We start from the raw sequence: 26,333 nt of genomic DNA, 5'->3' as shown, positions 1-26,333 counted from the left end.
GGTACATGGTCGCTTTCATTCATCACGGCACTCAAGGGGCAGGACACTAGATGGCCTACGACAAGTTTCTCTCGCAGGACGAGGTAGACGAATTACTGAAAGGCGTGTCAGGCGAGACCGATACGCCCGAGGTCGCCGCGCCGGTCTCCGAGGATGGCGTGCGCCCGTACAACCTGGCCACGCAAGAGCGCATCGTGCGCGGCCGGCTGCACACGCTCGAAATCATCAACGAGCGCTTTGCCCGCCAGCTTCGGACCCAGCTGTTCAACTTCATCCGCCGCGGCGCCGACATCTCGGTTGGCTCGGTGCGGATCGAGAAGTACGGCGACTTCGTGCGCAACCTGCCGGTGCCGACCAACCTGAACCTGGTGCACATGAAGCCGCTGCGCGGCACGTCGCTGTTCGTGTTCGACCCCAACCTGGTGTTCCTGGTGGTCGACAACCTGTTCGGTGGCGACGGGCGCTTCCACACCCGCGTGGAAGGCCGCGACTTTACCCAGACCGAGCAGCGCATCATCCGGCGCCTGCTGGACCTTGCGCTCAACAGCTACGGCCAGGCCTGGAATGCCGTGCATCCGATCGAGCTGGAATATGTCCGCTCGGAAATGCACACGAAGTTTGCCAACATCGCCATGCTCAGCGAGGTGGTGGTGACCACCGCCTTCCATATCGAGCTTGGCGCGGTGGGTGGCCAGCTGCACGTCTGCTTCCCGTACTCGATGATCGAGCCGGTGCGCGACCTGCTGATGAACCCGCTGCAGGACGAGGTTGAAGTAGACAAGCGCTGGATCTCCCAGCTGTCGCAGCAGATTCGCTCGGCGGAGGTGGATCTGGTGGCCGAATTTGCCCACGTGGAAAGCACCGTAGCCGAAGTGCTGGCGCTGCGCGTCGGCGACGTACTCCCCATCGAGCTGCCCGAGCAGGTCTTCGGCAAGGTCGATGGCGTACCCGTGCTGCAGGCCGGCTTTGGCACCATGAACGGCCAATATGCGTTGCGGGTAGAACGGATGATCAATCACCAAGAAATCGATTCCAACAAGGAAACCGACCATGACTGACGGCAAAGACGACAAGCCGGCCGACCCGATGGACGACTGGGCCAGCGCCCTGGCGGAGCAGACCAGCGCCGAGGAAATCGCCGCTGCCGCCGCGCCTGCCCAGGCTGTCGCCGCCACGCCTGCCACAGCCACACCAGCCGCCTCCAAGGTCTTCCAGCCGCTGGAGAAGGAAACGCCGAGCGGCTTCCACAACGATATCGAGATGATTCTCGATATCCCGGTCCAGCTCACGGTAGAGCTTGGTCGCACCAAGGTGCCGATCAAGACGCTGCTGCAGCTGGCCCAGGGCTCCGTGGTGGAACTCGACGGCCTGGCCGGCGAGCCGATGGATGTGCTGGTCAACGGCTACCTGATCGCCCAGGGCGAAGTCGTCGTGGTGAACGATAAGTTCGGCATCCGCCTGACCGACATCATCACGCCGTCCGAACGCATCCGGAAGCTCAACCGATGAAAGCCGGCCTGCGCCGGACCGCCAACGCTGCGCTTGCCGCCGGCGTGGGCCTGGCGCATGCGGCGGGCGCGTACGCGCAAGCCAGTGCCGCGGCGGCCAGCCCTGCCGGTACCGGCACGATCGCCGGCAACGCCGGGGCCGGCAGCCATGTCCCGGTCAGCAGCGCGACGGGGCTGGCGCAAGCCGGCCTCGGCCTGTTCGCCGTCATCGCCCTGATCCTGCTGCTGGCCTGGCTGGCGCGCCGCGCCGGCCTGGTCCGGCACGGCCAGGGCGGCCAGATGAAGGTGGTAGGCAGCACCATGCTCGGCCCCCGCCAGCGCCTGGTGATGGTGGAAGTGGGCGACACCTGCCTGGTGCTGGGCGTGAGCGCCGGCGAGATTCGCACGCTCCACACTTTGCCCGCGCAAGCCGCGCACAAGCCAGACCACCCCAGCGGCAGCGCGGCAACCCCGGGCTCGGCCGGCAGCTTTGGACAAAAGCTGCTGCGCGCCATGCAAGACAACCTGAAGTCATGAATTTCCTGCCTGACGCCTCCCGGCGCACTTTGCAACACCACCTGCAACGCCATCTCCGGTCCGTGCGCGAATGCGCCAGCCAACCCTGCCGGCTTGCGCTCGCGGCATTGCTGGTGAGCGCCTGCCTTGCGCTGGTGCTGTTGCCTGCCATGGCCCACGCGCAGGCGTTGCCCGGCCTGACCAGCAAAGCCGGCCCGGGCGGCAGCCAGACCTGGTCGCTGTCGGTGCAGACGCTGGTCCTGCTTACCTCGCTGTCGTTCCTGCCCGCGGCCATGCTGATGATGACGGGCTTCACCCGCATCATCATCGTGCTGGGGCTGCTGCGCAATGCGCTGGGCACGGCCAGTTCCCCGCCCAACCAGGTGCTGGTGGGGCTGTCGCTGTTCCTGACCTTCTTTGTCATGTCGCCGGTGTTCGACCGCATCTACACCGACGCCTACAAGCCGCTGTCCGAGAACAAGCTCAGCCTGGAAGACGCCGCCGCCAAGGCCGCCGCGCCGCTCAAGACCTTCATGCTCAAGCAGACCCGAGAGAAGGACCTGGCGCTGTTTGCCCAGATGGCCAAGGTGCCCGAGATGCAGGGCCCCGAAGACGTGCAGATGCACATCCTGGTGCCCGCCTTTGTCACCAGCGAGCTCAAGACCGCGTTCCAGATCGGCTTTACCGTCTTTATCCCCTTCCTGATCATCGACCTGGTGGTAGCCAGCGTGCTGATGGCGATGGGCATGATGATGGTGCCGCCGGCCACCATCGCGCTGCCATTCAAGCTGATGCTGTTCGTGCTGGTGGACGGTTGGCAATTGCTGCTGGGCTCGCTGGCGCAGAGCTTCCTGAACTGATCACGGGGCGCTAGCCCCATCCAAGGCCTTCGCCATGACGCCGGAAACCGTAATGAGCATCGCCACCCAGGCGATGAAAATGACCCTGATGCTGTCCGCGCCGCTGCTGCTGGTGGCGCTGGTGGCCGGCCTGGTGGTGAGCCTGTTCCAGGCCGCCACGCAGATCAATGAAATGACGCTGTCCTTCATCCCCAAGCTGCTGGCTCTGTTCGCCACCATGGTGCTGGCCGGCCCGTGGATGATCAACACCTTTGTCGACTACATGCGCGAAGTGTTCCAGGGCATTCCCGCCCTGGTGCATTGAGTCCGATGCGTCCGATGCGTCGGATAAGCCTGGCGTCGCACCTGGCCGCGCTGGGCAACATCTAACGCCGCAATAGCCGTAATAGCTGCAACAGCCGTATCCGCCGCAACAGCCGCCGTGCTCTCCGTCACCTCCGCCCAGCTCTACGCCTGGATCGCCGCCTTCCTCTGGCCCTTGTTCCGCCTGCTGGCCCTGATCGGCACCGCCCCGCTGTTTGGCGAGTCGACCATCCCGAGACGCGCCAAGGTTGGCCTGGCGGCCCTGATGGCGGTGATCATCTCGCCCACCATCGACCACCTGCCGCTGGTGCCGGTGTACTCGCTGGAAGGCTTCCTGATCATCCTCAACGAGGTAGGCATCGGGCTGGCAATGGGCTTCAGCATGCGGCTGGTGTTCTCCGCCGTGCAATTCGCCGGCGAAACCATCGGCCTGCAGATGGGCCTGTCGTTCGCCTCCTTCTACGACCGCTCCTCCGGCGGCCAGACCATGGTGCTGGCGCGCTTTCTCAACGTGGTCGCCATGCTGATGTTCCTGGCCATGGACGGCCACCTGATGCTGCTGGCCACCATCGCCGATAGCTTCGCCAGCCTGCCCATCGCCGCCCAGCCCCTCACCGGCGCCGGCTGGGCAGCGGTGGCCGCCTCCGGCGCCACCGTGTTCTCCTCGGGACTGCTGCTGGCCCTGCCGCTGATCGCCGCGCTGCTCACGCTCAACCTTGCCATGGGCATCCTGAACCGCGCATCTCCCCAACTGTCGATCTTCGCGGTCGGCTTCCCGGTCACGCTGGGCGGCGGCATCCTGATGATGATGCTGATCATGCCGCAGATGAGCACCTTCATGGCGCGGCTGATCGAGGGCGGGTTGAGTACGGTGGCGACGGTGTTGGGGCAGTTTGGGCGGTGAGGGTCAGGTCTCGGCAGACCCGCCCGGAGCTTTAAGAATCCGTTTCAAATTGATTCTGGCAGCGTCGCGCGGCGGTGCCGTACAGTAACGTGTCGGCGGCCGCGGTTCCAGCCAGGGTCCTTTTGCTCCCTGCTGAAGCGGCATCCATAGGTTACAAGCAGGGCCGCCCGACGATTCAGGAATCGATCGTTGAGCACCCTCTCTGCCTCCCTCGACACCGGTGCAAACGCCGGCTTCGGCCCCGCCGCCGTGCACCCCGCGGCGGTACCCGCCACGCCAAAACGCTTCGCCATCACCGCGTCCGACCGTTATGTTGGCGTCTTCGACGCCTTCGTCCAGCACGGATGGGAACCGGTGAAGCTGTTCACCGCCCGCGTCGACGGTCGCATGCATCGCACCGACGCCATCCTCGGCCGCGCGGAAGCCCGCAAGATCGACATCCAGCTCTCGCCCATGAATGACCGCTCACTCGACGGCTTGCGCGATCTCGGGTGTGACTTGCTGGTGGTGGCGAGCTACGCGTGGCGCATCGGAGACTGGGCCTCGCGGATTCCGATGGCCATCAATTTCCACCCCTCGCCATTGCCGGTGGGCCGCGGCCCCTATCCGCTGCCACGGGCCATCCTGGACGGTCTCGCCACCTGGGGCGTGAGCTGCCACAAGATCAGCAGGGACTTCGATCAGGGCGACATCCTGGCCCAGCGCCAGTTCGACCTTGCCTCCGACGAAACGCATGAAAGCCTCGATCTGAAAACGCAGCGCGCCACCTCGCGCCTGGCCCACGAAGTGGCCTTCAATCTCGATGCCCTGTGGAAGAACGCCGTGCCGCAGGGTGCGGGCTCCTACATCCCCTTCTGGACCGACGCCGACCGTACGATCGACTTTTCCCTGACACCCGAGCGCATTAACGCGATGCTGCGCGCCTTCGGGCGCCATGAATGCCTGGCGCGCATCAACGGCAATGTGGTCCACGTCATCGACGCCCACGCCTGGCACGAACCGCATAACCTGCCACCGGGCGTGGTAGACCATGTCGATGGCGAGCGCTTCGTCGTCTCCTGCACGGGTGGATTCATCGCCATTCTCGAGTGGAACCTGTTGCCACCCGGACAGATGCGGGGCACGGCGCCGCGCTGAGCGCACACGGCCGCGGGACACCACGGGCGAATTGCAGCGTTGCCCCTCAGCCCTTCAGCCCCTCGGCCCCTCAGCCCTTCAGCCCCTCGGCCCCTCGGCCCAGCCCCCCTCACGCAACCACCACCCGCGTACACCCCTCCTGCGCCTCAAACCCGATATCCACCGGCAGGAACTTGGCAATCACCTCGGCATTGCTGCGCACGTGATTGGTCACTTCATCCACGGTGAAGCTGCCGCCGCCCGCCAGGGCCATTGGCAGCAGGAGCTGGTCAGCCAGGTGTGGGCCCACCGCACCCTTGCCAGCCAGATAGGCGCTAGCCTGGCGGCAGGCGGCGGCGGCTACGCTTTGCGCGGGGCGGCCCTTCTCGCCGAACTCGCAGAAGACCTCGGTCACGTGCTCGTGCGGCAGCGTCAGCAGCACGGCGTTGCCGGGGCCTTCCTCATGGCGCAAGCCACCCACGTGCAACTGGCTGGCGTCCCATCCCATGTGCTCGCCGACGAGGTCGAGCTCGCGGCGAGCTACGTGGAACGGGACGCCGGCGATCAGCACGCGTGCATCGGGCCTGCCGGATGCGCCGCGCGTGTCCAGCGCCAGCGGGCGCCAGGCCGCGCCGGAGCGTCCGCTCACTGTCAGTTCGCCGCCGCCGGCGGGATAGAAGCCGTGGCGGCGCAGCGCGAGCTCGGCAGGCGCGCCCATGCGGGCCATCAGCGGCAGCCAGGCGTCGCGCAGGAAGGTGGCTGAAGGCGCCATGGGGTTGTGGGTGCCACCGGACAGGGTGAGCGTAAAGCCGTCGTCCCCCGCGACGGACCACAGCGCCGGCAGCAAGGTCTGCAGCACCAGCGTGCAACTGCCGGCGGAGCCAATGGCAAAGTCGTAGTTGCCGGCGCGCACGGGCCCCGGCTCGAACGTCAGCGCCGTCGAGCCGATCGCTGCGCCTTCGGTGCGCGCGCCGCTGATCGCCTGCGCCGCCACCACGGCGCTCAGGTGCTGGCGCATCAGCCCGGGCTTGCTGCGCCGGGCGCGCACGTTGGCGATATGCACGGGCGTGCCGGTCACCATGGCAAGCGACAGCGCGGTGCGCAGGATCTGGCCCCCGCCCTCGCCGTAGGCACCGTCGATTTCAATCATCACGGAATACTCTTCTGTTCTTGTTGTTATGCCAGCGCCGCCAGGGACAGGTTCGTCCCCGGCGGCGGTTGCTGCCCTCAGCCCTTCACGCACACCACCTGCTTGAGCGTGTGGACGATCTCGACCAGGTCGGACTGCGCCGCCATCACCGCGTCGATGTCCTTGTAGGCCATCGGGATCTCGTCGATGACTTCGGCATCCTTGCGGCACTCGACGCCTTGCGTGGCCAGTCGCTGGTCTTCCACCGAGAATTGGCGCTTGGCTTCGGAGCGGCTCATGGTGCGGCCCGCACCGTGGCTGCAGGAGCAAAACGATTCCGCGTTGCCCTTGCCACGCACGATGTAGGAGCGCGCGCCCATCGAGCCCGGAATGATGCCAAGCTCGCCGGCCTTGGCGCTGACCGCACCCTTGCGGGTGACCAGCACGTCTTCGCCGAAGTGGCGCTCCTTCTGCACGTAGTTATGGTGGCAGTTCACAGCCTCCATCTCCGTGGCAAAGGGCTTGCCGATCACGGCGCGCGCGGCGTCCAGCACGTTGGCCATCATCGTCTCGCAGTTGCGGCGCGCGTACTGCTGCGCCCACTCCACCGCGAACACGTAGTCTTCATAGTGCTCGCTGCCTTCCACCAGGTAGGCCAGGTCGCGGTCGGGCAGGTTGATGAAGTGTCGGCGCATATCCGCTTGCGCCAGCTCGATAAAGGTGTTGCCGATGGCATTGCCCACCCCGCGCGAGCCCGAGTGCAGCATGAACCAGACCGACTGGCTCTCATCCAGGCAGACCTCGATAAAGTGGTTGCCGGTGCCCAGCGTGCCCAGGTGGTTGCGGTTGTTGGTGCGCGCCAGCTTCGGGTGCTTCTGCGTGATGCGCTCGAAGCCACCTGCCAGCGCGGCCCAGCTCGCATCCACCGCATCCGGCACCTCGCCCCAGGCACCCTTGTCGCGCCCGCTGCGGTTGTTGGAGCGGCCGTGCGGCACCGCTTTCTCGATGGCGCTGCGCAGCGGGCCGAGGCTATCGGGCAGGTCGCTGGCGGTTAGCGTGGTCTTGACGGCGATCATGCCGCAACCGATATCCACGCCCACCGCCGCCGGGATGATGGCGCCGCGTGTGGGAATCACCGAGCCGATGGTGGAACCCTTGCCCAGGTGTACGTCCGGCATCACGGCCAGGTGCTTGAAGATGAACGGCATCTGTGCGGTGTTGGCGAGCTGCGCGCGCGCGCCGTCATCGACGGGCACGCCATGGGTCCACATCTTGACCGGGCGGCCGGTGCCAGACTGGAATACGTCGTAATTCTCCTTGCTCATGTCTTCTTCTCTCTTTGCCTTGCGGCGGGACTACGCTGGCGTTGGCCAGCAAGATACCAAATAAGGTGGGCGACTAGTGGTTGTGGAACCGGCGCTCTAATCGTAGGGCAATGCGGCATCACCACGACAAGGATCGGCAGGATTTACGCTGCGTATGCCGCAGCGGCCGGAATTGAACCGGCAATCACCAGATGTAATCCTGGCCAGCATTCGTGGCGAGTCCGCATACCGCAGGCGCCATGCGCGGCGGCTGGGGTATGCCGGCTCGGGGGCGGTAACCAGCGACAAGGGATAGGACAGACAAGCCTTGGATGTAGTCTGCCCGGCATTCGCCAGTCACCGCCGAACCTCACAACTTCAGAACTTCAAACCTTCACAGCGTCGTGGCCGATATCTCGCCCACCCAGTGGCCGGCCTGCAACTGCCCTGCAGCGAAGGCTGCGACGACTTGGAACACCGAGTCGGAGAAGCCCCCGATGTTCAGGATGTCGTCGCGCTCCGGCGCCTGGCTGGACGCGTAGGGCTGCATATCCAGGCACACCAGCCGCGCCTTGGGATTGCGCTGCCTGAAACGCTCCCACTCCCGCAGCGTGGCCGTTTCGCCATGGCGTGCATCCATCCACGACTGGTTGTCCGACACCAGCATGACCACGTCGGCGCTCACGCGGCGATGGTTCAGCCACGCCAGCGGCGCGCTGCAGTTGGTGCCGCCCGCGCCGATCGCCGCCATCTTCTGCGCGTTGGTCATCACCGTGTCGCGCGGGTTCAGCGTCAGCTTCACCACTTCCTCCTTGAACGGCAGCACCATCGTGTCCGGCTGCTTGCGCAGGAAGGTTGCGGCGACCAGCGCCGCGGCGTCCACGCAGCGCACCGCGCTGCTCGACCCCGCACGGTAGCCCGTCACCGGCGAGTGCATGGAGCCCGACACGTCGGGGCAAACCACCATGCGGCCCTCCACCAGCGGCACATTGGCCAGCGCCAGTTCCAGCGCATCCTGCAAGGCCTCGCGCACGCCCGCCGGCATGTCTTCCCCGGCGGCGTGGTACGCGGCCAGCAACTGGTACGGAAACACCCGGGCCCGCGCGATGGCTTCAGGCTGCCGCAGCTTTGCCGCGATCTCGTCCGCCATGCCCGGCAGGGCAAACACGCCGTGGCGCGCAAAGGTGTTCAGGTTCATGCGCACCATCTGCCAGCCGCCATGGCGTGCCACCTCGGCCCAGGCCTGGGCATCCAGGTCCAGCGATGCCAGCATCTGGAACGGCACCGCCGGCACCGGCGCCTGCCGCCCTTCGGCCCGCGCCAGCTTGTAGGCCTCCAGGGCCTGCGTCACCGGTGGCAGCGCAGACACGTCATACGGCTTGCCGATCAGCCGGGCAAAGAAGGCGGCGCGCCAGGCTTGCGCCGGCTTCGGGTGCACCATCTTCACCACATCGGCCAGCGACGGGCTGGTGCCCACCGATGCCGACAGCAACGCACGCTCATCGGCCGTGTTGAGCCATTGCTGCACCAGCTTCTTCGGCCGGGTGCCCAGCGACTTGCGGCCCACCGCGCCGCTGCGCAGGATCTGCACAAAGGTGCGCAGCATCTTGCCGTTGTCGATCACGCGGCCGAACACCGCCGGCAGGTACTGCGAGCCCCGCACGGTCAATGCGGCCAACAGCAGGGCCGGCATGTCCTTCATATAGCCGCGCTCGCGGCAATACACGGCGGTCTTGGCGATAAAGGCCGGATCGACGTCCTCGCACAGCGCCATCACGGCGTCGAGCTGCGCTTCGGCGCTGGCGTAGAAGGTGCCGTTCAGGCAACCCGTTGCCGCGTACTGCGCCAGGCGATGTTCGCGTCCCAGGGCATAGGCAGTGCCGCCCGCCTCGTTGATCGCGTCCGCCGGCGGCAGGAAGCGGCCACGCAGGCTTTGGAACAGATTGGTATTTGCCATTTGCATTCTCCCCAGGAGACAAGGTTGCGTCGTATTCGATGGTCTCTATTTTGCAAACGGCGTGCCAGGGAGCCGCAGGCAAGCAGCAACAAACACATAACCCAATGATTTATAACGACTTCTATCGGACCCCCTCAAGAAACGCACCAATTTCCTGCTTGTTTGCCACACCTAATATCTATATATTTGTATAGCTATCTATAAATATGAAGAACATGAAAAAGGTCGTCATCGGCTTCATCGGCACACAACTCGACCGGGGCAAAGGCTCCGCGCGCTGGGAAAAATGGCGGCCCAGCGTAGCCCTGTGCCAGCACGAAGACCTGTTGCTGGATCGCTTCGAGCTGCTCTATACCGGCCGCCACCGGGCGCTGGCCGAGCAGGTCGCGGCCGACATCGCCAAGGTCTCGCCGCAGACGGAGGTCAGGCTGAACCTGCTGGCGCTGGAGGATCCCTGGGATTTCAGCGAGGTCTATGCTTCGCTGCATGAGTTCACGCGCGGCTACCGCTTCGATACGGAGCGCGAGCAGTACTGGGTGCACATCACCACCGGCACCCACGTGGCACAGATCTGCCTGTTCCTGCTGACCGAGGCGCGCTACCTGCCGGCCTGCCTGTTGCAGACCTCGCCGCCCTTGCGGCAGGCCAGCGGCCAGCCGGGCCACTACGCCGCCATCGATCTCGACCTGTCCCGTTACGACCAGCTGGCCGCGCGCTTCTCGCGCGAGCAGCAGGATGCGGTGTCGTTGCTCAAATCCGGCATTGCCACCCGCAACGCCGCCTTCAACCAGATGATCGACGAGATCGAGCGCGTAGTGCTGCGCTCGCGCGCGCCGGTGCTGCTGACCGGCCCGACCGGCGCCGGCAAGTCGTTCCTGGCGCGGCGCGTGTTCGAGCTGAAGAAAGGCCGCCACCAGCTCAGCGGCGGCTTTGTGGAAGTGAACTGCGCCACCATCCGCGGCGACGGCGCCATGTCGGCGCTGTTTGGCCACGTCAAGGGTGCCTTCACCGGCGCGCAGGGCGAGCGCACGGGTTGGCTGCGCTCGGCCCATCAGGGCTTGCTGTTCCTGGATGAGATCGGCGAGCTGGGGCTGGACGAGCAGGCGATGCTGTTGAAAGCCATCGAGGAAAAGCGCTTCTTTCCGGTAGGCGGCGACAAGGAAGTGCAGAGCGATTTCCAGCTGATCGCCGGCACCAACCGAGACCTGCGCGCCGAGGTGCGCGCCGGACGTTTTCGCGAGGACCTGTTTGCCCGCATCAACTTGTGGACCTACCGGCTGCCGGGACTGGCCGAGCGCCCGGAGGACGTGGAGCCCAACCTGGACTACGAGCTCGTGCGCCAGGCGCGCGAGCTCGGCAGCCAGGTGCGCTTCAACAAGGAAGCACGCCAGGCGTGGCTGGATTTTGCGGTATCGCCGCAGGCCTGCTGGCGCGGCAACTTCCGCGACCTCGCCGCGTCGGTGACGCGCATGATGACGCTGGCCGACAGCGGCCGCATCGATGCCAGTGTCGTGGACGCGGAAATCGCGCGGCTGAACGACTCGTGGCAGGACGGCGCTCAGCAGGCGGTAGCCCAGGGCCAGGCGCTGGCCATCCTGGATCCCGCCGTGCGAGCCGCCACGGACCCGTTCGACCTGGTGCAGCTCGACTATGTGCTGAGCGTGTGTCGCCGGAGCAAGAGCCAGGCCGAGGCCGGGCGTACGCTGTTTGCCGTGTCGCGGCTGGGCAAGAGCAGCAGCAACGACAGCGACCGGTTGGCCAAGTACCTCGGCAAATTCGGCCTGACCTTCGCGGCCGCGAGCCAGCCCTAGCTTAGCGCCTCGGCCGCGATCCGCGCCGCAGAGGCCAGCACGTCGTTGCGATAGGCGGCGTCCTTGCCGGGTTGCGTGAAATAGATCGCCAGCACGATGGGCGGCTTTCCGGGCGGCCATGCCACACCAATGTCGTTGGCCGTGCCGTAGTCGCCGGAGCCCGTCTTGTCCGCCACCTGCCAGTCCGCCGGCATGCCGGCGCGGATCCGCGTGGCGCCAGTGGTATTGCCGCGCATCCATGCCACCAGCTGTTCGCGCTCTGCCCCGCCCAGCGCATCGCCCAACGTGAGCCGTTGCAGGCTAGCTGTCATGGCCGCCGGAGTCGACGTATCGCGCGGGTCGCCAGGCAACGCGGTGTTGAGCTCGGTCTCCCAGCGGTCGAGCCGGAACTGGTCGTCGCCGATCGCACGGGCAAACGCGGTCACGGCGGCGGGGCCGCCGAGCAGCTTCATCAGCAGGTTGGCGGCCGTGTTGTCGCTGTACTGAAGGGCGGCCGCGCACAGTTCGGCTACCGTCAGGCCGTCGCCGACGTGTTTCTCGGTGATCGGGGAATAGGCAACCAGTTCGTCCTTCTTGTAGGCAATGCGCCGTTGCAGCAGCCCGGCCTGCGTTGCGCTGCGCTGCAGGACGGCGGATGCGGCGATCACCTTGAATGTGCTGCACAGCGCAAAGCGTTCGTTTGCACGGTGACTGAGCCGCGCGCCATTGGCGGTGTTCAGCGCAGCGATGCCAAGGCGCCCGCCTGCTGCGGATTCGAGCGCGGCCAGGCGGTCTTGCGCCGCGACGCTCCCTTCGGTCCTGCCGGCCCACGGCGTACAGGCGGCGGTAAAGGGGGCCGTCGCGGCGGCGAGCAGCAGCGTGCGGCGAACGGGGCAATGTGTCATCGGTCCTTTCCTGTGATTAAGCGGTTGCATCAGAGTGATCCCAACAGTCCCGGCAACGCCTGCATGAACGCATCGCGCGCGCGCAATCCTGCGCTGACAGGCTCCTTCTTCTCATCCTGGATCAGGCGCGCAAAGACGACGTTCCGGCCGTCCTTCGCCGCCCAGCCGACAAACCATCCGTAGCCGTGGCTCCAGTCCTCGGTGCCATTGGCCAGGCGCGGGGCGCCGGTGCCCGTCTTGCCGTAAACGGCCCATCCGTTTGGCAACGCGCCGAGCGCCATGATCCGGCTTGTCATTTCATAGGCATGCGCGGTCACGGGCAATTTGCGATTGACCACCTTTTGCAAAAACGCAACCTGCTCCAGCGGCGAGATCTTCAGCGACGAGCTAAGCCATGAGCGCGTCAGCCCGTTGTGCTTGCCGGGGTCGCCGGAGATATCGCCATTGCCGTACTGGAACGCACTGACGTACCGCCCGAAGCGCGCCTGGCCAAGCTGTTGCGTCAACTGCTGCGAGTACCACACAACCGAGGTCTTCATCCAGCGCTGGGGGTCCGTGGTGACGCGCTTGGACGGGTTGCTCTCACGATACGCCTCACGATACGGCATGGCTGGCGCGTGTTCATCCGCCAGTAGCCCCGCGTCGAAGCCCATCAGGCTGAGCGGGACCTTGAATGTCGATGCCGCGGTCACGCGCTGGTCGCAGGTGCCCTCTTGTTTAAGCAGCTTGCCGCTACTGGCATCCGCAAGGACCGTGCACGTCAGCTCGGCACGGGCGGTTGATAGGGACAGCGCCGCGCAGAGCGCGGCAAAGATGGCGATTGGCTTCAAGATGATCTCCGTGATTTTTATGAGCGCGATCGATCTGGCCGGCCAGGCCGGCGCACGAAACGGAGCATAGGAGCGCGGCGGCATGACGCCAAGCCCGCTGGCTGTAACCTGCGTAACATAGCACCCTCGGCACACGCGCTGATGGCACAATTCCCACACGTCCCGCTGCAAATTACCGCTAGAAAGTGCCGCCGCAAAGGCCCGTTTCAACGTCCTGCATCAACGTCCTGCATCAACGCCCCACACACAACCGTCCCGCATGCGCCAGCCCGCCCTTGCCATCGAGCTATCCGCCCCCTATCTCGTCAACGGCGAGCCCGCGCGCTACCAGAGCCTGTGGCTGCTCGCCGCCGTCTGCGCGGCCGCGCGCAACCGCGGGGCCAGCCTGCCGGCGGTGCATTTGCAAACCCGCTTCCCCGATGCCGCCAATATCCGCATGATGGTCTCGCGCGCCTTTGCCGACTTCGCACGCTGGGGCGTGCCGGTGGGCTGGGGACCGGACCGGGGCCAGGGCATCGCGGGCCTCAACCCGGCGCGCCGCAGCCGCGGGCCGTTCTGGATCGAGCCGGAGCACGGCAAGCGCGTGCGCTTCACCGTGGATGGCCGCAGCGCTGGCGATGCGGCATTGGCGCGCTTCGTGGGGCTGGGCACTGCCGCCGCGAAGCATGCCGCCCGCCAGGCAGACGAGGCCCACCCCGCGGTCGACTACGTGATGCGCGACATCAGCTACTGGAGCCATCTCACGCAAGCCATGCGCGGCATGCAGGACGGTGTGGGCGTTGCCGGCGTTGCGGGTGGTGGCGCCAGCAACGGGGTAGCGGATGCCCTGCGCGCCGCGCAGCGCTGCGCCACCGACGATTTCCAGCACGCCTTCGCGCTGCTCAAGGAGAGCCTGGCCTGGCGGCGCGGCGACGACCTTGCGCGCAGCCGCGCGGCGCTCCAGCGCTTTGACCGCATCGTGGGCACCGGCACCGTGGACACGGCGGTGCCCACCTTCGCCGCCATGGCGCGCGTGGTGCGGGCCTGGGAGCGCTATGCGGGTAACCAGATGGAGGCGGCGCAGGCGGAACTGGAAGGCCTTGCCGCCGATCCCGCGCTGCAGCCCGTGGTGCGCTACAACCCGCGTGTGCGTTTCGAGACCCTCAACCTCGGTGCGCTGATCCACAAGACGGTGGCGATCCGCGACATGGCAACGCAGCCAGAGGCGGCGCGGCAAGCGGCCGAAGCGGCCGTGGCAGGCTTCTCCGGCGCCCTGCAGGCAGCCTATGAGGCAGACTCGGTGGATGCCGCGCAGCACGTGGCGGCCAACCTCGGGCTTTGCCTGTGGCTGTTCTGGAACCACGCGCTGATCGATCCGCGGCGCGCTTGGCCCGCGGGCCAGGTGCAGCGCCAGGCCGTGCGCTGGCTGGGCTTGTCAGAATGGATCTGCGACCGCTTTGGCGTGGGCGGCGGCTCGGCGTGGAACATCATCTTCCTGCTACGCATTGCGCGCGGCAACTGCGCGCAGGACGGCGGCGGGGCGCTCCAGGCGTTTCGCGCGCAACGGCCGCTGCTGCTGGATGAAGCGGTGGACGCGCTGCGCCCCTTCCATGCGCCCTTTGCGCGAGCCAAGGGCTTTATCAGCTGGTCGTCGCTGGCCAGCTTTGCGCTCGACGAGCACGACACCGGCCACGTGCACTACGGCGCCCTGCCGCTCGCCAACCTGCTGCTGGAAGCCAGCTGGTTCCACGCCTTCGAGCACGGCGCCACGCCTGCCGCGTTTGCCACGGTGGAGCGCCTGGCCGAGCTGCTCGGCAAGCTGCGCCCGGCGGAGCGCCGCTTCTTCGTCTCAGCCATCACCGCGCTGCCACGCGAGCTGCAACTGGCCGCCGCCGAAGCCATCCGGGCCGCACCGCGCCCCGCCCGCAAGACCAAAGCAACGCCACGCCGGTCAGGCTGACACATAACGTTCATCGTGCCGAAACATCCCATCCGTATATTTCCGCCTCGCAATCAGGGATAACAGGGAGATATAAGAATGGGTAACCACAACACCAACCGGCAAGCCGGTCCCGCCATGCGCCTGGGCGCTGGTGCCATCCTCGCCATGCTGGCTGCGGCCGCCGTGCTGCACGGCTGCGGCAGCGACAGCACGGACGCGGCGCCAGCCGCCGCCGCGCCGGTCACGCCGGTCACGCCGTCCGGCGATGCACCCAGCGCCAGCGCCAACATCCAGGCCGCGTGGGTCGAGATCGGCGACAGCAACCAGGCCATCGCCCGCGTCATCACCAACTATGCGGCGCCAACCGCCGCCGCAGGCAGCGCGTTGCCTTCGAACGCCCTTTGCCCGCTGCTGACGGTGGACGGCGTGCAGCAACGCATGGCGCTGCGGGCCGGCGCCGGCACGATGGCGCAGCGCACCACGGCCAGCGCCGCGGCTGACTCCAAACCGTCGGATTTCCCGGTCTCCGTATGCGAGGCCACGCTGCCAGCCGGCGCCGCCGCCGCCAGCGTGGCGGGCCAGACGCTGCCGCTGCCCAAGGCCCAGCCGCAACGCGTGCTGGTGCTGGCCGACACCGGCTGCCGCCTGAAGAAGGCGGATAACGCCTACCAGCCTTGCAGCGATGGCACCGCCTGGCCGTTTGCCGCGCTGGCCACCACCGCCGCCGGCATGAACCCGGACCTGGTGCTGCATATTGGCGACTACCACTACCGCGAAAACCTCTGCCCGCCCGACATCGCCGGCTGCCAGGGCACGCCGTGGGGCTATGGCTGGGATACCTGGCAGGCCGATCTCTTCAAGCCCGCCGCGGCACTCATGGCCAAGGCACCGTGGGTGGTCGTGCGCGGCAACCATGAGGAATGCGCCCGTGCCGGCCAGGGCTGGTTCCGCTTCCTCGATCCGCGCCCATATTCGGACGCGCGCTCCTGCAACGACCCCGCCAACGACAGCAACGCCAACTACTCGGAGCCCTATGCGGTTGCGCTGGGCACCGGCTCGCAGGTCATCGTGTTCGACTCGGCCAAGGCCGGCAAGGCCGCGCTGCCGACCACCGACCCGCAGTTCGTCGCCTACCAGAAGCAGTTCCAGACGGTAGGCTGGCTGGCCGCCAAGCCGGGCATGACCACCACCATGTTCACCAACCACCATCCCATCCTGGCCTTTGCGCCGGTGGCGGGCAGCAACCCGGCGCCGGGCAACCTGGCCCTGCAATCGGTCATGAGCAATGCCAACGCCCAGGCCTACTACCCGCCCGGCGTGCAAGTGGCGCTGCACGGCCACGTGCATGACTTCCAGGCCATCAACTTTGCCTCCAGCCACCCGGCTACCATCGTGTCGGGCAACGGCGGCGACAACCTGGACGTAGCGCTGCCCGATCCGCTGCCGCCCGGCACGATTCCCGCGCCCGGCACCGTGATCGACAAGATCACGCACAGCGCAAGCTTTGGCTTCGTGATGATGGAGCGCAATGCGTCGCCCGCCACCGGCTGGACCTTCAAGGCGTATAGCGTGGCCGGCAAGCTGATGGCGACCTGCGTGCAAACCTCCAATACGCTGGCTTGCGACAAGACCGGCTTCCTGGCGCCGTGATCGGGGCCCTGCGCGCCGCCAGCGCCACCATTGCCGCCAGCGCCGCCGTCTGTCTCGCGGCTGGCGCTGGCGGCGCGGCGCTTGCCGCGCCCGCGCCGGGCGTGGTGCTGATGCCCGGCGCCCCGCCCGCCAGCGTGGTGGACACCATCGGCAAGGGCACGCCCAAGGTCGCCGCCAAGGTCGACCCCACCGCCGCCGTGTTCCGTCCCGATCCGGCACTGGCCGCGTTGGGCAAGCGCATCTTCTTCGATGCGCGCCTGTCCGAGCCGCGCGGCACGTCCTGCGCCGGCTGCCACGACCCCGCGCGCGCCTTCGCGCCGACACTATCGCCCGCGTCGCTGGCAGGCCCGCACGTGCCCCAGGGCAGCCGGCCCGGCCGCTTCAGCCTGCGCAACGCGCCCTCGCTGCTGTACGTGCGCTACATCCCGCGCCGGCATTTCTACCAGGACGACGACGCGCCTTACGCCTCGCCCTTCGGCGGCCTGTTCGCCGACGGCCGCGCCGATACGCTTGCCGAACAGGCGCGCGGCCCCTTGCTCGACCCCAACGAGATGAACAACGGCACGCCGGCCAGCCTGCTGCGCAAGGTCAAGGGGACAGAGCTGGCGCCCGTGCTGGCGGCGCGCTTCGGCCCCGCCGTGCAGACCGATCCCGAGCAAATGCTGCTGGCGCTCGGCAAGGCGCTGGAGGCCTACCTGCAGAGCGATGAGATGGCGCCGTTCAGCTCCCGCTTTGACGACTACCTGCGCCATCGCACGCCGCTGGCGCCGGCACAAGCCCGCGGCCTGGCCTTGTTCAAGAACCCGGACAAGGGCAACTGCATGACCTGCCACACGCTCTCGGATACCGCCAGCCGCCCAGAGCGCTCGCTGTTCACGGATTTCGGCTATGACGCGATTGCCGTGCCCCGCAACCGGGCGCTGGCCGCCAACCGTGATCCCAAGCGCTTCGACAATGGCCTGTGCGACACCGCCCGCCGCCTGCGCTGGCCCGAGCCGGAGCAATGGTGCGGGTATATCCGCACGCCCGGCCTGCGCAATGTCGCGGTGCGTCAGAGCTTCATGCACAACGGCGTGTTCACCACGCTGCGCGATGCCGTGGCCTTCTACAACACGCGCTCGACCGACCCGGGCAAGTGGTATCGCGGCGGCAAGACCTTCGATGACGTGCCGGCGGCGTATCGGGGCAATATCAATATCAACTCGACGCCGATGAACCGGCGCGCGGGCACCAAGCCGGCCATGACCGAAGCGGAAATCGACGATCTCGTGGCGTTCCTGCGCACGCTGACCGATGCGCCCTATGTGGGCATCATGCCGGCTGCGCAGGCCGCCAAGCCCTAAGGACCCCGCGCCGCACAGACGGCATCGGCCTCGAACCCGCGAAAGACCAGCTGCGTGGGATCCGGCTGCGGCTCAATCTCGCGGCCGTCCTTGCCGGCCAGCCGCAGCACCTGCCCGGTGCAGCTCTTCGCCGCCGCGTTGCGCTGGTAGCGCAACTCGTACTGCCAGCCCGGCAGCGGCACAAAGGAAACCCCCACCGAGCACCGATAGGGCTGCTCGCCAGCGGCAACCGCCGCTGCCGTCAGGTAGATGCGCTGGCCAGCCACCAGCCACCGCTCACGCGTGTGGCCGGGCGGCTCCGGCGATATCCCCACCATGACCAGGTCACGCTCCGTGCCCATCGCGGGCAGCTGCTTGCCCGTGCCGCCCAGCAGGAGCGGCTTGGGTGGCTTCGGGCACCTGGTGGCGTCCACCACGCTGAAGGTCGTGTTGTCGTCCGTGTTGGTCACCAGCCGGATGCGGGCGGCGGGCGTGCCGGTCTCGACCCGATAGTGGGAAATGCAGCCGGACAGGGCAAGCGCCAGGACGCAGAGCGCAGCGGGCGGGATGGCGGTTTTGCGGACTTTCGACATGGGGATGCAGGAAAGTTGGCCACCGGCAAAGCATACCTGCTTTGATTTCATGACGGTTTTCCCCAAGAGGCCAATTGCGTGTGCCATGGCACAATGATCGCGAACGTGCGCGTTCGGTCTGTCAGGTGGCCAGTCAACCAATACCGCCCGCTCAACATGATAAATATCAATCACATCTACGCATTCCTTGAGCTGGTGGAGCAGCGCAACTTCAACGCCGCAGCGGAGAAACTGCACCTGACCCAGTCAGGCCTGTCGCGTAAGATCAGCGCCATCGAGGAACGGGTCAACCAACGGCTGTTCGAGCGCACCACCCGCTTCGTCCGCCCTACCCGCGCTGCCATGGTGCTGGCGCGCCACTGGCGCGAAGCGCTGGTCAGCTATCAAGCGGGGCTTGCGGAGATTGGCGCAACGGACGCGGACCTGGCCGGCTCGCTGTTGATTGGCGTTAGCGCCACCTCCCGGTTTGGCGAGTGGCAGAAGTTCAGCGACCTGTTCTTTCAGACCTTTCCCAGCGTGAATGGCCGCATCGAGTCGATGCCTTCGCAAGACGTGGTGTTCTATGTGCGCAACGGCGATCTGGACGTCGGTTTTTGCGGCGGCCCGATCGAGGACGACAGCCTGGGGGTCATCCAGATAGAGCAGATCCGCTACCGCGCGCTCCTGCCTGACGATCATCCGCTGGCACAGCGCGCGTCGCTGGCCATGGCGGACCTGGAGGGGGAGGGGCTGAGCCTGGTGAACGCCAAGACCTGGCCGCGGGTGCGCGAGAACCTGGATGCGTTGCTGGCGCAACGCGGCCTGCTCGGCGCGGTCGCCTACGAGTCCAACTTCATCGATCTGGTCCTGCGGGACATCATCGACAACCGCCGCGTCGGCATCCACCCGCTGGCCGAGAACTACCTGCTGCCCAGAGGCGTGACGTTGCGCGAGATCGATGACCTGACGCTCTGCCTGGAGAATATGTTCGTGTGGCGAAAATCCACCACGTCGCCCCTGGTTCGCAGCATGGTCAGCATGCTCACGCGGTACTGCGACGGCGCTGCGGCGAAGGCGTGAGTGCAGGCCTTCGCCCGCACCCACGGCTCCTATCGTCCTACGAAATTCGCCTTGCGTTTCTCCGTGATGCTGCCCATGCCCTCCTTCAGGTCATCGCTTTCCAGCATGAAGGACAGCTCTTTCTGCAGGCGATAGGCCTGCACGGCTGGGCTGTCTGGCACCACCGCACTGACCAGCCGCCGCAGCCGCGCGATGACCAGCGGCGAGTTGTCCGCCAATGCCCTCGCATACTCGAGCGCTGCGTTCAGCTGTTCGCCTTCGGGCACCAGCCGGTTGACCAGCCCGACCTCATAAGCGCGCCGGGCCGGCAGCACGCCGCCGAGCAGCATCACCTCCATCGCCACCTTGTGCGGAATCCGCGCGGCCAGACCGGCGATCATGCCCATCGACACGCCCAGCTTGGCTTCCGGGTACATAAACCTGGTCGTCTCCGTGGCCACGCACAGATCGCACATCTGGACCAGTGTCATCGCTGCACCGAGGCACCAGCCGTTGACAGCGGCCACGAGCGGCTTGCCAGACGGTGCGCCCGCGCCGGGAATGCTGCGAGCGATATCTTTGGGGAAGGCCCGGAGATCGGCGCCCATCGTGAAGTTCTCGCCGTTGGCGCAAATGACGCCTGCCCGCGCACTGCCTTCGTTGAGCCGGCAAAGCGAGTCGTGCAGCCCCTGCACGACCTCATCACTGAACAGGTTCTTGCCTGGACGGTTCAGCGTGATGATCGCGACCCGATCCCGCTCCTCATACAACACGACCTGATCTGACATATGCCTCCTTGGGATGGGTCAAACTAGTAGAACTAGCGTCTCGCGTACCGCTGTTGCAGCGGCAGCTTGTAGAGTTTCCCGTTGGGCTCACGGGGCAGCGCGGGATCGAAATCGATCGTCTTGGGGCATTTGATCGCCGAGAGCTTGCTACGGCACCAGGAGATCAGCTCCCGACCAAGCTCGGGGCCCGCGTCGTGCGGCGTGACGGTCTGCACCACCGCCTTGACCTGCTCGCCGAGGTCCTCGTCCGGAATGCCAAACACCGCGCAGTCCGCAACCGCCGGATGGGCACCCAGCACATCCTCCACTTCCTGTGGATACACGTTGACCCCGCCCGTAATGATCGTGAATGACTTGCGGCCCGTCAGGTACAGATAGCCTTCAGCGTCGACGTAACCCAGGTCGCCATAGGTCCGCCAGCCTTGCGGGCTCGTCACCTTCTCGGTCTTTGCGGCGTCACCGTGATAACTGAAATTGCCCGTGCCCTCGAAGAAGATCATGCCGACCTGCCCCACCGGCAACTCATGCCATTCGTCGTCAAGGATGTGGATGGGTGCCTGCGTGGAGCGCCCGACCGAGCCCTTGTGCAGCAGCCACTCCTCGGACGTGATGCCGCATGCGCCGACGCCTTCGGTGCCCGCATACACCTCGTAGAGAACCGGGCCCCACCACGCGATCATGGCCTCCTTCACGTAGACCGGACAAGGCGCGGCGCCATGGACCGCGAAGGTCATCGACAAGAGCTGGTAGCGCCGTTTCACGGCATCGGGCAGGCGCAACATGCGGGAGAACATGGTTGGCACCCACAAGCTGGCCGTGCATTGGTATCGTTCGATCAGTGCCAGCGCCTGCTCCGGGTCGAAACGCTTCATCACGATCAGCGTTCCCCCCGTTGCCAGGATGGCGCACGCATACCGGAACGGCGCGCTGTGGTAGAGCGGCGACGTGGAGAGGAAGACCGTGTCGCGGGTGCAGGTCTGCATCAGCGCTGCCAGGCGAGGATCGGCGCTGTCGTACGGGCGGGTCATCGTGGCACGCTTGACGCCCTTGGGCTTGCCCGTGGTGCCGGACGAATACAGCAACACCTCCCCGCAGGCCGGGTCGGAGAGTTCGCTGTCGTCAAATCCCGCGGCGGCGCGGTCCCAGTCCAGGTAACCTGCCACTTCTCCCGCGCAGGCAATGCGGTGTACACCGGGATCGAGCAGGCCAGGCAGGCCCGGCATTGCCGCAACCTTGCTGGCCGCGATGACCAGCACGCTGGCACCGCTATCCGCCACGATGTACGCAAGTTCTTCCGCCGTCGCCCGTGTCGAAACCGGCGTGAAGTAGACGCCGATGCGTTGCGCTGCGAGACAGACCGCCAGGAACGCTGCGTCGTTTTCCAGGCAGAAGACCAGCGTATCACCCGCACGAAGTCCCTGGCTCATCAACAAGCGTGCGCCGCGATTGGCTCTGCGCTCCAGCTCGCCATACGTCAACGAAGAATTGTCGTCTGCAAAAATGGCGCACACGTCTTCCGGCGCGGTCTTTCCAAAAAGGGATGGATGCATGATTCAGTTGGCTAGTCGGCTTGGTGCCTTTGCGGATTGCATGGCTTCTATTCTTCGATCGAGATGCCGGAATGGCGAACCGCGTCCGACCAGAATTTCAGCTCCGTCTGGAAGTACCGCGCGGATTCCTCCACGCTGAGGTTGAGCGGCTGGAGGTTGTAAGCCAGCGACTTCGCCTTGATCTCTTCGTCGACCGCTTCGCGAAACGCCAGGTTCAGCTTGCGCAGGACCGCCACCGGCGTACCTGCCGGCGCGTACAGGCCTACGTGGAATTTCAGGGAGAACTTCTCCATGCCCGGTGTTTCGGAGGCCAGCGGTATGTCTGGCATGGAAGGACTGCGGTGCGGGCCCGTTTGCGCGATCACCTTGACCCTGCCGGTAGGCAGCAGCGACGCCATCCCGGTGTAGCCGTCGAAGGTCATGTCGATGACGCCGGAACCCAGGTCGTTGAGCAGGGTCGGCCCACCTTTGTAGGAAACCTGCGTCAGCTTGATCCCCGCCATCTGTTCGAGCAGCACCGGGCCCAGGTGCGTCGTGCCGCCTACCGTCGATGTCCCGTAGGTGAGGCCACCCGGCTTGGTCCTGGCCAGGGCGAGAAAGCCCGCGAGGTTCGTCACGGGCAGCGTGCCGCTGACGGCCACCGCGAAGCCGTCTTCGCCCAGGTAGGTGACGGGAACCAGATCGGTTGCCGTGTTGTAGGGCAGCTTGCGGTAGAGCGCGGAGTTGGTCAGCAGCGTGTTGACGGCGATCAACAGGGTGTAGCCATCGGCGGGGCTCTTCGCCAAGGCGCTGGTCGCAATGATCGTGTTGCCGCCCGGCCGGGGCTCGATCACGACGGGCTGGCCCAGGATCCTGGCGACCCGGATGGCAAGCGGGCGAAGAAAATTGTCGGTGGACCCGCCCGCGGGGAACGGCGTGATGACACGGACGGGACGCGATGGAAATGCATCGGGCTGCTGCGCCGACGCACCTGGGCCCAGGGCCGCAAGCCCCAGCAAGACGGCAGGCGCTGCCGCAAGCCGCGCACGGCGCGTCCATGACAAAGCTGGGAACCGGCTATTCGTGATCATATTCATACACTCCTCTTGGGATGCGCGCAGCATCAGAATTTGTGACGGATGCCGACGGCCGCGCCCAGCATGCTGTCCTTGCCCGCGCCCAGGAAGTAGCCATTGGCGAAGCTGATCGCCGAGGTATCGAAATCCAGGCCGGCGTTCTTGGCATAGGCCGTGGTCAGGTACACATCCGTGCGCTTGGACAGGTTGTAGTCCACCATGAATGAGACCTGCCACGGGTTCTTGATGTTCGCGCCGCCCAGGCTCTTTACGTCGTCGTAGTAGTAGGCCAGCGTGAGGCCAAGCGCCGGCGTGGCCTGATAGTTGGTGCCGAGCCAGTAGTAGTCGTCGCGCAGGATCGCAGCGCCGCTGGCGTCGGTGTTCTTGCCCCAGCGGTAGCCGCCCATGAGCTTTGCGGCACCCACGGTATAACTAGCGGCGGCGCCGACCTTCTTGAACGTGCCGGTGCCGCCCGCCGCGTTCAGCGTGGGGTTGAACTGGTCATAGGCAAGGCTCGCGCCGAACGGGCCGGCTGCGTAGGACACGCCCGCCCCGTAGCCGGTATCGCGGCGGAATTGCCCTGGCACCTCGCCACTACCGGCAACGCCGTTGCCGAAGCTCCAGTGCGCGATGGCCGTGACAGGCCCAAAGACACCGTTGTACTTGACCGCGTTGTCCGACCTGACGTTAAGGCCAAGCAACGCCACGAATGGCTCGTACTGGCTCGCGTAGCCCGTGGGGGAGAAATCAGCGAGCATGCTGAACAGCGTGGAGTACTGGCGGCCGAAGGTAACGCGGCCGAAGCGCGCGCTCTCCAGGCCCACGTAGGCCTGCCGCCCGAACAGGCGGCCACCTTGCTGCAGCTTGCCATCGTCGGAGCCAAAGCCGTTCTCCAGCACGAACAAGGCTTTCATGCCGCCGCCGAGCTCCTCCACGCCGCGCAGGCCCCAGCGCGAGCCGGACAACCCACCCGCCGTCATCCGTGCCACGTTGCTGGCCGGGCCGGCGGCAAAGCCATTGGCTGCGGACGGCGTGACGCCGGAAAGATTGGTGACGTACTCGATATTGGTATCCACGACGCCGTACAAGGTCACACTGGAATCGGCCTGCGCCACACCAGCGAACAGGCTGAATGCAGCCAACGCGAAAAGCGATTGCTTCATGCTCGAAATCTCCTCCTGCCATCGTTATTGTTCTGATCCGTGGGAGCATCGCGTCCGGCGAGATGTCCTGCCGCAAACTATTTCATATCGACCCGGGAGCGTCCAATGACGGTTCCGGGTTTATTGATGTGAGAGTGGAATCAATGCGAAAGAGACGGGGCAGACGGCATGGAGCGTTTCATGCGAGGTTCGCATCATTAAAGCCCGAACGCGCATTGGACGCGGCCGGCGCACGGCTCGTATAGTTTTTTGAAGCACGCTCCCCCTCCATCCCACAAGGAAATTCCATGGCCATTCCGTCGGCGCTGAACAATGCGCTTCGCCTGCCAATCATCGGGTCACCCATGTTCATCAGCTCGGGCATCGAACTGGTGGTCCAGCAATGCATAAACGGCATCGTGGGGGCCTTCCCGGCGCTCAACGCGCGCCCGCAGGCGCAGCTTGCCGACTGGATCGCGGAGATTCGCGAGCGCCTGGCTAGCGCGCGGCGGGCTGACCCGGCGCGCAAGGTCGCGCCCTTCGCCGTGAACCAGGTCATGAGCAAGCTCAACACACGCTGGGAGCAAGACCTCGTCACCATCGTTGAGCACCAGGTTCCCATTATCATCACCAGCCTGAAGGCCCCCCCAATGGAAGTCATCCAGGAAGTGCATGCCTACGGTGGCCTGGTCTTGCATGACGTGACCAATGTGCGGCATGCCAGGAAAGCCGCGTCGATGGGCGTGGATGGCCTGATCCTGGTGGCCGCCGGCGCCGGCGGCCAGGGCGGGGACCGCAGCCCGTTCGCCCTGATCAACGAGGTGCGGCGCTTCTTCGATGGCGCCGTCGTGCTGGGCGGCGCCATATCCACGGGCGGCGACGTGCTGGCCGCGCAGGCCATGGGCGCTGATCTCGCGTACATGGGCACGCGCTTCCTCGCCGCGCAGGAGTCATGCGTAAGCGATGTCTACAAGGAAGAGCTCATCCAGAGCACGGCGGCCGACATCGTCTACAGCAACACCTTTACCGGGGTGTACGGCAACTACCTGCGGGCAAGCCTGGTCAAGGCAAACCTGGACCCCGACAACCTGCCGCCGTTCAGCGAGGAAACCAGCAAGTACCGCAGTGCCGGGGACGGCAACGTAAAGGTCTGGCGCGATGTTCGCGGCGCCGGCCACGGATGCGGCTCCATCGATGCGAGCGAGCACGTGGCGGACATCATCGCCACGCTTGAGGCCGGGTATCACCGCGCTGCCGATGAGATGCTGCGCAAGCGCTTCGCCCCGGCAGCCAGGGCGGCCGCGTCAATGTCCTGAAGTTTGACATACGGCTGCCGTGGTCCGTATAAAAGAGGGGCGCGCGCAACCCGGCGCGTCCCGACAACCTCCACGGATCCCTATGCGGACGCCTTCCCTTGCCGATGCCTGGCCCACCATCCGCGCGCTGATCGAGCGCGGACAGCGATCCTCCCTTTATTGCGCCCTTGCCACCGTCGGCGCCGACGGCATGCCTACGGTCACGCCCATCGGGACCGTGTTCGCGCGCGCGGACCAGACGGCATACTTCTTCGACCGCTACACCAGCACGCTGGCCGCCAACCTTGCGCACAACGACCACGTTTGCCTGATGGCCATCGACTCTGGCAAAGGATTCTGGTTGCGTTCGCTGCTGCGCGGCCGCTTTCACCAGCCGCCTGGGGTACGCCTCTATGGCACTGTCGGTCCGCTGCGCCCGGCAACGGCCGCAGAGCTTCAGTTGATCGAAGCCAGGGTTAAGGGGTCTCGCTGGCTCAAGGGGACGCGGCTGTTGTGGTCGAGCTTCACCCACGTGCGGGATATCCAGTTCTCTGCCTTCAGGCCAGTGGCCTACCCGGTCATGATGGAGGGGCTGTGGGAGACCGCGCGCAAGCCCTGACCTCGCCCGCCAGCGAAACCCAGCCTTTGCCATATCCAGATTGACAGCGCTTGCGCTCGGACTTACCCTCGGCCGGGTTATCCGATCGGCCCGCATACCGATATCCCTATCGATATCACTTCACGGCTGCCCGTAGTGTGACAATCAGGTCACGACAAAGAAGAAAACAATAACAACAATACAAAGACAGAGACCGTTCCACCGTGCCCCCTCGCCTGTCCGACCTCCGCCCCGTCCTGCCGATCCTGATTGGCGCTTC

Annotated in this window: 24 protein-coding genes; 14 read left to right on the top strand and 10 right to left on the bottom strand. The window is 66.1% G+C overall.

The genetic code is table 11. The features are described from left to right. Positions 1-50 precede the first annotated feature (50 nt). The 7 genes from fliM to AC07XB_RS26670 all read left to right on the top strand — a co-directional run bounded on the left by fliM (position 51) and on the right by AC07XB_RS26670 (position 5,207). Positions 51-1,058 carry a flagellar motor switch protein FliM gene (fliM, locus tag AC07XB_RS26700; RefSeq protein ID WP_150990478.1) on the top strand — a complete coding sequence of 336 codons (1,008 nt, stop codon included), beginning with the start codon at positions 51-53 and terminating at the stop codon, positions 1,056-1,058. Further along, a complete protein-coding gene (fliN, locus tag AC07XB_RS26695) occupies positions 1,051-1,509 on the top strand; it encodes a flagellar motor switch protein FliN (RefSeq protein WP_492373387.1) in 459 nt (152 codons plus the stop codon). Before fliM ends, fliN begins: the two co-directional genes overlap by 8 nt. Next, positions 1,506-2,024 (top strand): flagellar biosynthetic protein FliO, encoded by a 519-nt coding sequence (gene fliO / locus AC07XB_RS26690; RefSeq protein WP_492373388.1) that lies wholly within the window; start codon positions 1,506-1,508, stop codon positions 2,022-2,024. Before fliN ends, fliO begins: the two co-directional genes overlap by 4 nt. Further along, positions 2,021-2,863: a flagellar type III secretion system pore protein FliP gene (gene fliP / locus AC07XB_RS26685; protein ID WP_492373389.1), complete on the top strand. Its 843-nt coding sequence runs from the start codon at positions 2,021-2,023 to the stop codon at positions 2,861-2,863. Before fliO ends, fliP begins: the two co-directional genes overlap by 4 nt. A gap of 34 nt (positions 2,864-2,897) precedes the next feature. Beyond that, positions 2,898-3,167, top strand: a complete 270-nt coding sequence (gene fliQ, locus AC07XB_RS26680; RefSeq protein WP_043353410.1) for a flagellar biosynthesis protein FliQ — start codon at positions 2,898-2,900, stop codon at positions 3,165-3,167. Between the two features lie 117 nt (positions 3,168-3,284). Next, positions 3,285-4,070, top strand: a complete 786-nt coding sequence (gene fliR, locus AC07XB_RS26675) for a flagellar biosynthetic protein FliR (RefSeq protein WP_492373390.1) — start codon at positions 3,285-3,287, stop codon at positions 4,068-4,070. Positions 4,071-4,259: 189 nt separating this feature from the next. Continuing rightward, positions 4,260-5,207 carry a methionyl-tRNA formyltransferase gene (locus AC07XB_RS26670; RefSeq protein ID WP_492828842.1) on the top strand — a complete coding sequence of 316 codons (948 nt, stop codon included), beginning with the start codon at positions 4,260-4,262 and terminating at the stop codon, positions 5,205-5,207. A 109-nt stretch (positions 5,208-5,316) separates the two neighbouring features. Here AC07XB_RS26670 and rtcA read toward each other — a convergent pair whose 3' ends face one another. From rtcA to AC07XB_RS26655, 3 genes are all read right to left on the bottom strand, one after another. Next, positions 5,317-6,336, bottom strand: a complete 1,020-nt coding sequence (gene rtcA / locus AC07XB_RS26665) for an RNA 3'-terminal phosphate cyclase (RefSeq protein ID WP_492373392.1) — start codon at positions 6,334-6,336, stop codon at positions 5,317-5,319. A gap of 77 nt (positions 6,337-6,413) precedes the next feature. Next, positions 6,414-7,640 (bottom strand): RtcB family protein, encoded by a 1,227-nt coding sequence (locus AC07XB_RS26660; RefSeq protein ID WP_492828844.1) that lies wholly within the window; start codon positions 7,638-7,640, stop codon positions 6,414-6,416. Between the two features lie 373 nt (positions 7,641-8,013). Beyond that, positions 8,014-9,576 (bottom strand): vWA domain-containing protein, encoded by a 1,563-nt coding sequence (locus AC07XB_RS26655; protein ID WP_492812979.1) that lies wholly within the window; start codon positions 9,574-9,576, stop codon positions 8,014-8,016. A gap of 206 nt (positions 9,577-9,782) precedes the next feature. Here AC07XB_RS26655 and rtcR point away from each other — a divergent pair, with 206 nt between their 5' ends. Further along, positions 9,783-11,387, top strand: coding sequence for an RNA repair transcriptional activator RtcR (rtcR, locus tag AC07XB_RS26650; RefSeq protein WP_492812981.1), 1,605 nt, complete (start codon positions 9,783-9,785; stop codon positions 11,385-11,387). Here the strand turns inward: rtcR and bla are convergent. Next, on the bottom strand, positions 11,384-12,271 hold the full coding sequence (gene bla, locus AC07XB_RS26645) for a class A beta-lactamase (RefSeq protein ID WP_492828846.1): 888 nt from the start codon (positions 12,269-12,271) through the stop codon (positions 11,384-11,386). The genes rtcR and bla overlap by 4 nt on opposite strands. A gap of 29 nt (positions 12,272-12,300) precedes the next feature. Then, positions 12,301-13,101, bottom strand: coding sequence for a class D beta-lactamase (gene blaOXA / locus AC07XB_RS26640; protein ID WP_492828960.1), 801 nt, complete (start codon positions 13,099-13,101; stop codon positions 12,301-12,303). A 259-nt stretch (positions 13,102-13,360) separates the two neighbouring features. Here blaOXA and AC07XB_RS26635 point away from each other — a divergent pair, with 259 nt between their 5' ends. The 3 genes from AC07XB_RS26635 (at position 13,361) to AC07XB_RS26625 (ending at position 18,015) form a co-directional block, all read left to right on the top strand. Beyond that, positions 13,361-15,040: a hypothetical protein gene (locus AC07XB_RS26635; protein WP_492828848.1), complete on the top strand. Its 1,680-nt coding sequence runs from the start codon at positions 13,361-13,363 to the stop codon at positions 15,038-15,040. A 78-nt stretch (positions 15,041-15,118) separates the two neighbouring features. After that, entirely contained in the window at positions 15,119-16,672 is a 1,554-nt protein-coding gene (locus AC07XB_RS26630; RefSeq protein WP_492812985.1) for a metallophosphoesterase family protein, read from the top strand. Further along, positions 16,669-18,015 (top strand): cytochrome-c peroxidase, encoded by a 1,347-nt coding sequence (locus tag AC07XB_RS26625; protein ID WP_492828850.1) that lies wholly within the window; start codon positions 16,669-16,671, stop codon positions 18,013-18,015. Before AC07XB_RS26630 ends, AC07XB_RS26625 begins: the two co-directional genes overlap by 4 nt. Here the strand turns inward: AC07XB_RS26625 and AC07XB_RS26620 are convergent. After that, complete coding sequence (locus AC07XB_RS26620) at positions 18,012-18,587, bottom strand: hypothetical protein (protein ID WP_492828852.1); 576 nt, start codon at positions 18,585-18,587, stop codon at positions 18,012-18,014. The two genes, AC07XB_RS26625 and AC07XB_RS26620, sit on opposite strands and share 4 nt — an antisense overlap. A 156-nt stretch (positions 18,588-18,743) precedes the next feature. Between AC07XB_RS26620 and AC07XB_RS26615 the strand changes: the two genes are divergently transcribed. Beyond that, complete coding sequence (locus AC07XB_RS26615; protein WP_492812991.1) at positions 18,744-19,646, top strand: LysR family transcriptional regulator; 903 nt, start codon at positions 18,744-18,746, stop codon at positions 19,644-19,646. A 29-nt stretch (positions 19,647-19,675) separates the two neighbouring features. On the opposite strand, the gene AC07XB_RS26610 is transcribed toward AC07XB_RS26615, so the two are convergent. The 4 genes from AC07XB_RS26610 to AC07XB_RS26595 are packed head-to-tail and all read right to left on the bottom strand — an operon-like array spanning position 19,676 to position 24,181. Then, a complete protein-coding gene (locus tag AC07XB_RS26610) occupies positions 19,676-20,413 on the bottom strand; it encodes an enoyl-CoA hydratase/isomerase family protein (RefSeq protein ID WP_492812993.1) in 738 nt (245 codons plus the stop codon). A gap of 32 nt (positions 20,414-20,445) precedes the next feature. Continuing rightward, entirely contained in the window at positions 20,446-21,963 is a 1,518-nt protein-coding gene (locus AC07XB_RS26605) for an AMP-binding protein (RefSeq protein WP_492828854.1), read from the bottom strand. A gap of 47 nt (positions 21,964-22,010) precedes the next feature. Continuing rightward, a complete protein-coding gene (locus tag AC07XB_RS26600) occupies positions 22,011-23,033 on the bottom strand; it encodes a Bug family tripartite tricarboxylate transporter substrate binding protein (protein ID WP_492828856.1) in 1,023 nt (340 codons plus the stop codon). A gap of 32 nt (positions 23,034-23,065) precedes the next feature. Further along, positions 23,066-24,181 (bottom strand): porin, encoded by a 1,116-nt coding sequence (locus tag AC07XB_RS26595; RefSeq protein WP_492828858.1) that lies wholly within the window; start codon positions 24,179-24,181, stop codon positions 23,066-23,068. A 287-nt stretch (positions 24,182-24,468) separates the two neighbouring features. On the opposite strand from AC07XB_RS26595, the gene AC07XB_RS26590 reads away from it, so the two are divergent. Together AC07XB_RS26590 and AC07XB_RS26585 are read left to right on the top strand one after the other, a co-directional pair. After that, positions 24,469-25,476 (top strand): NAD(P)H-dependent flavin oxidoreductase, encoded by a 1,008-nt coding sequence (locus AC07XB_RS26590; RefSeq protein ID WP_492828860.1) that lies wholly within the window; start codon positions 24,469-24,471, stop codon positions 25,474-25,476. Positions 25,477-25,558: 82 nt separating this feature from the next. After that, positions 25,559-26,074, top strand: a complete 516-nt coding sequence (locus tag AC07XB_RS26585) for a pyridoxamine 5'-phosphate oxidase family protein (RefSeq protein ID WP_492828861.1) — start codon at positions 25,559-25,561, stop codon at positions 26,072-26,074. Positions 26,075-26,333 lie beyond the last annotated feature (259 nt).

The sequence above is a fragment of the Cupriavidus sp. GW821-FHT02F09 genome (assembly GCF_059421605.1).
Note: the sequence above shows the minus strand (reverse complement) of the source record. Positions and strands in the feature narration are given on the sequence as shown.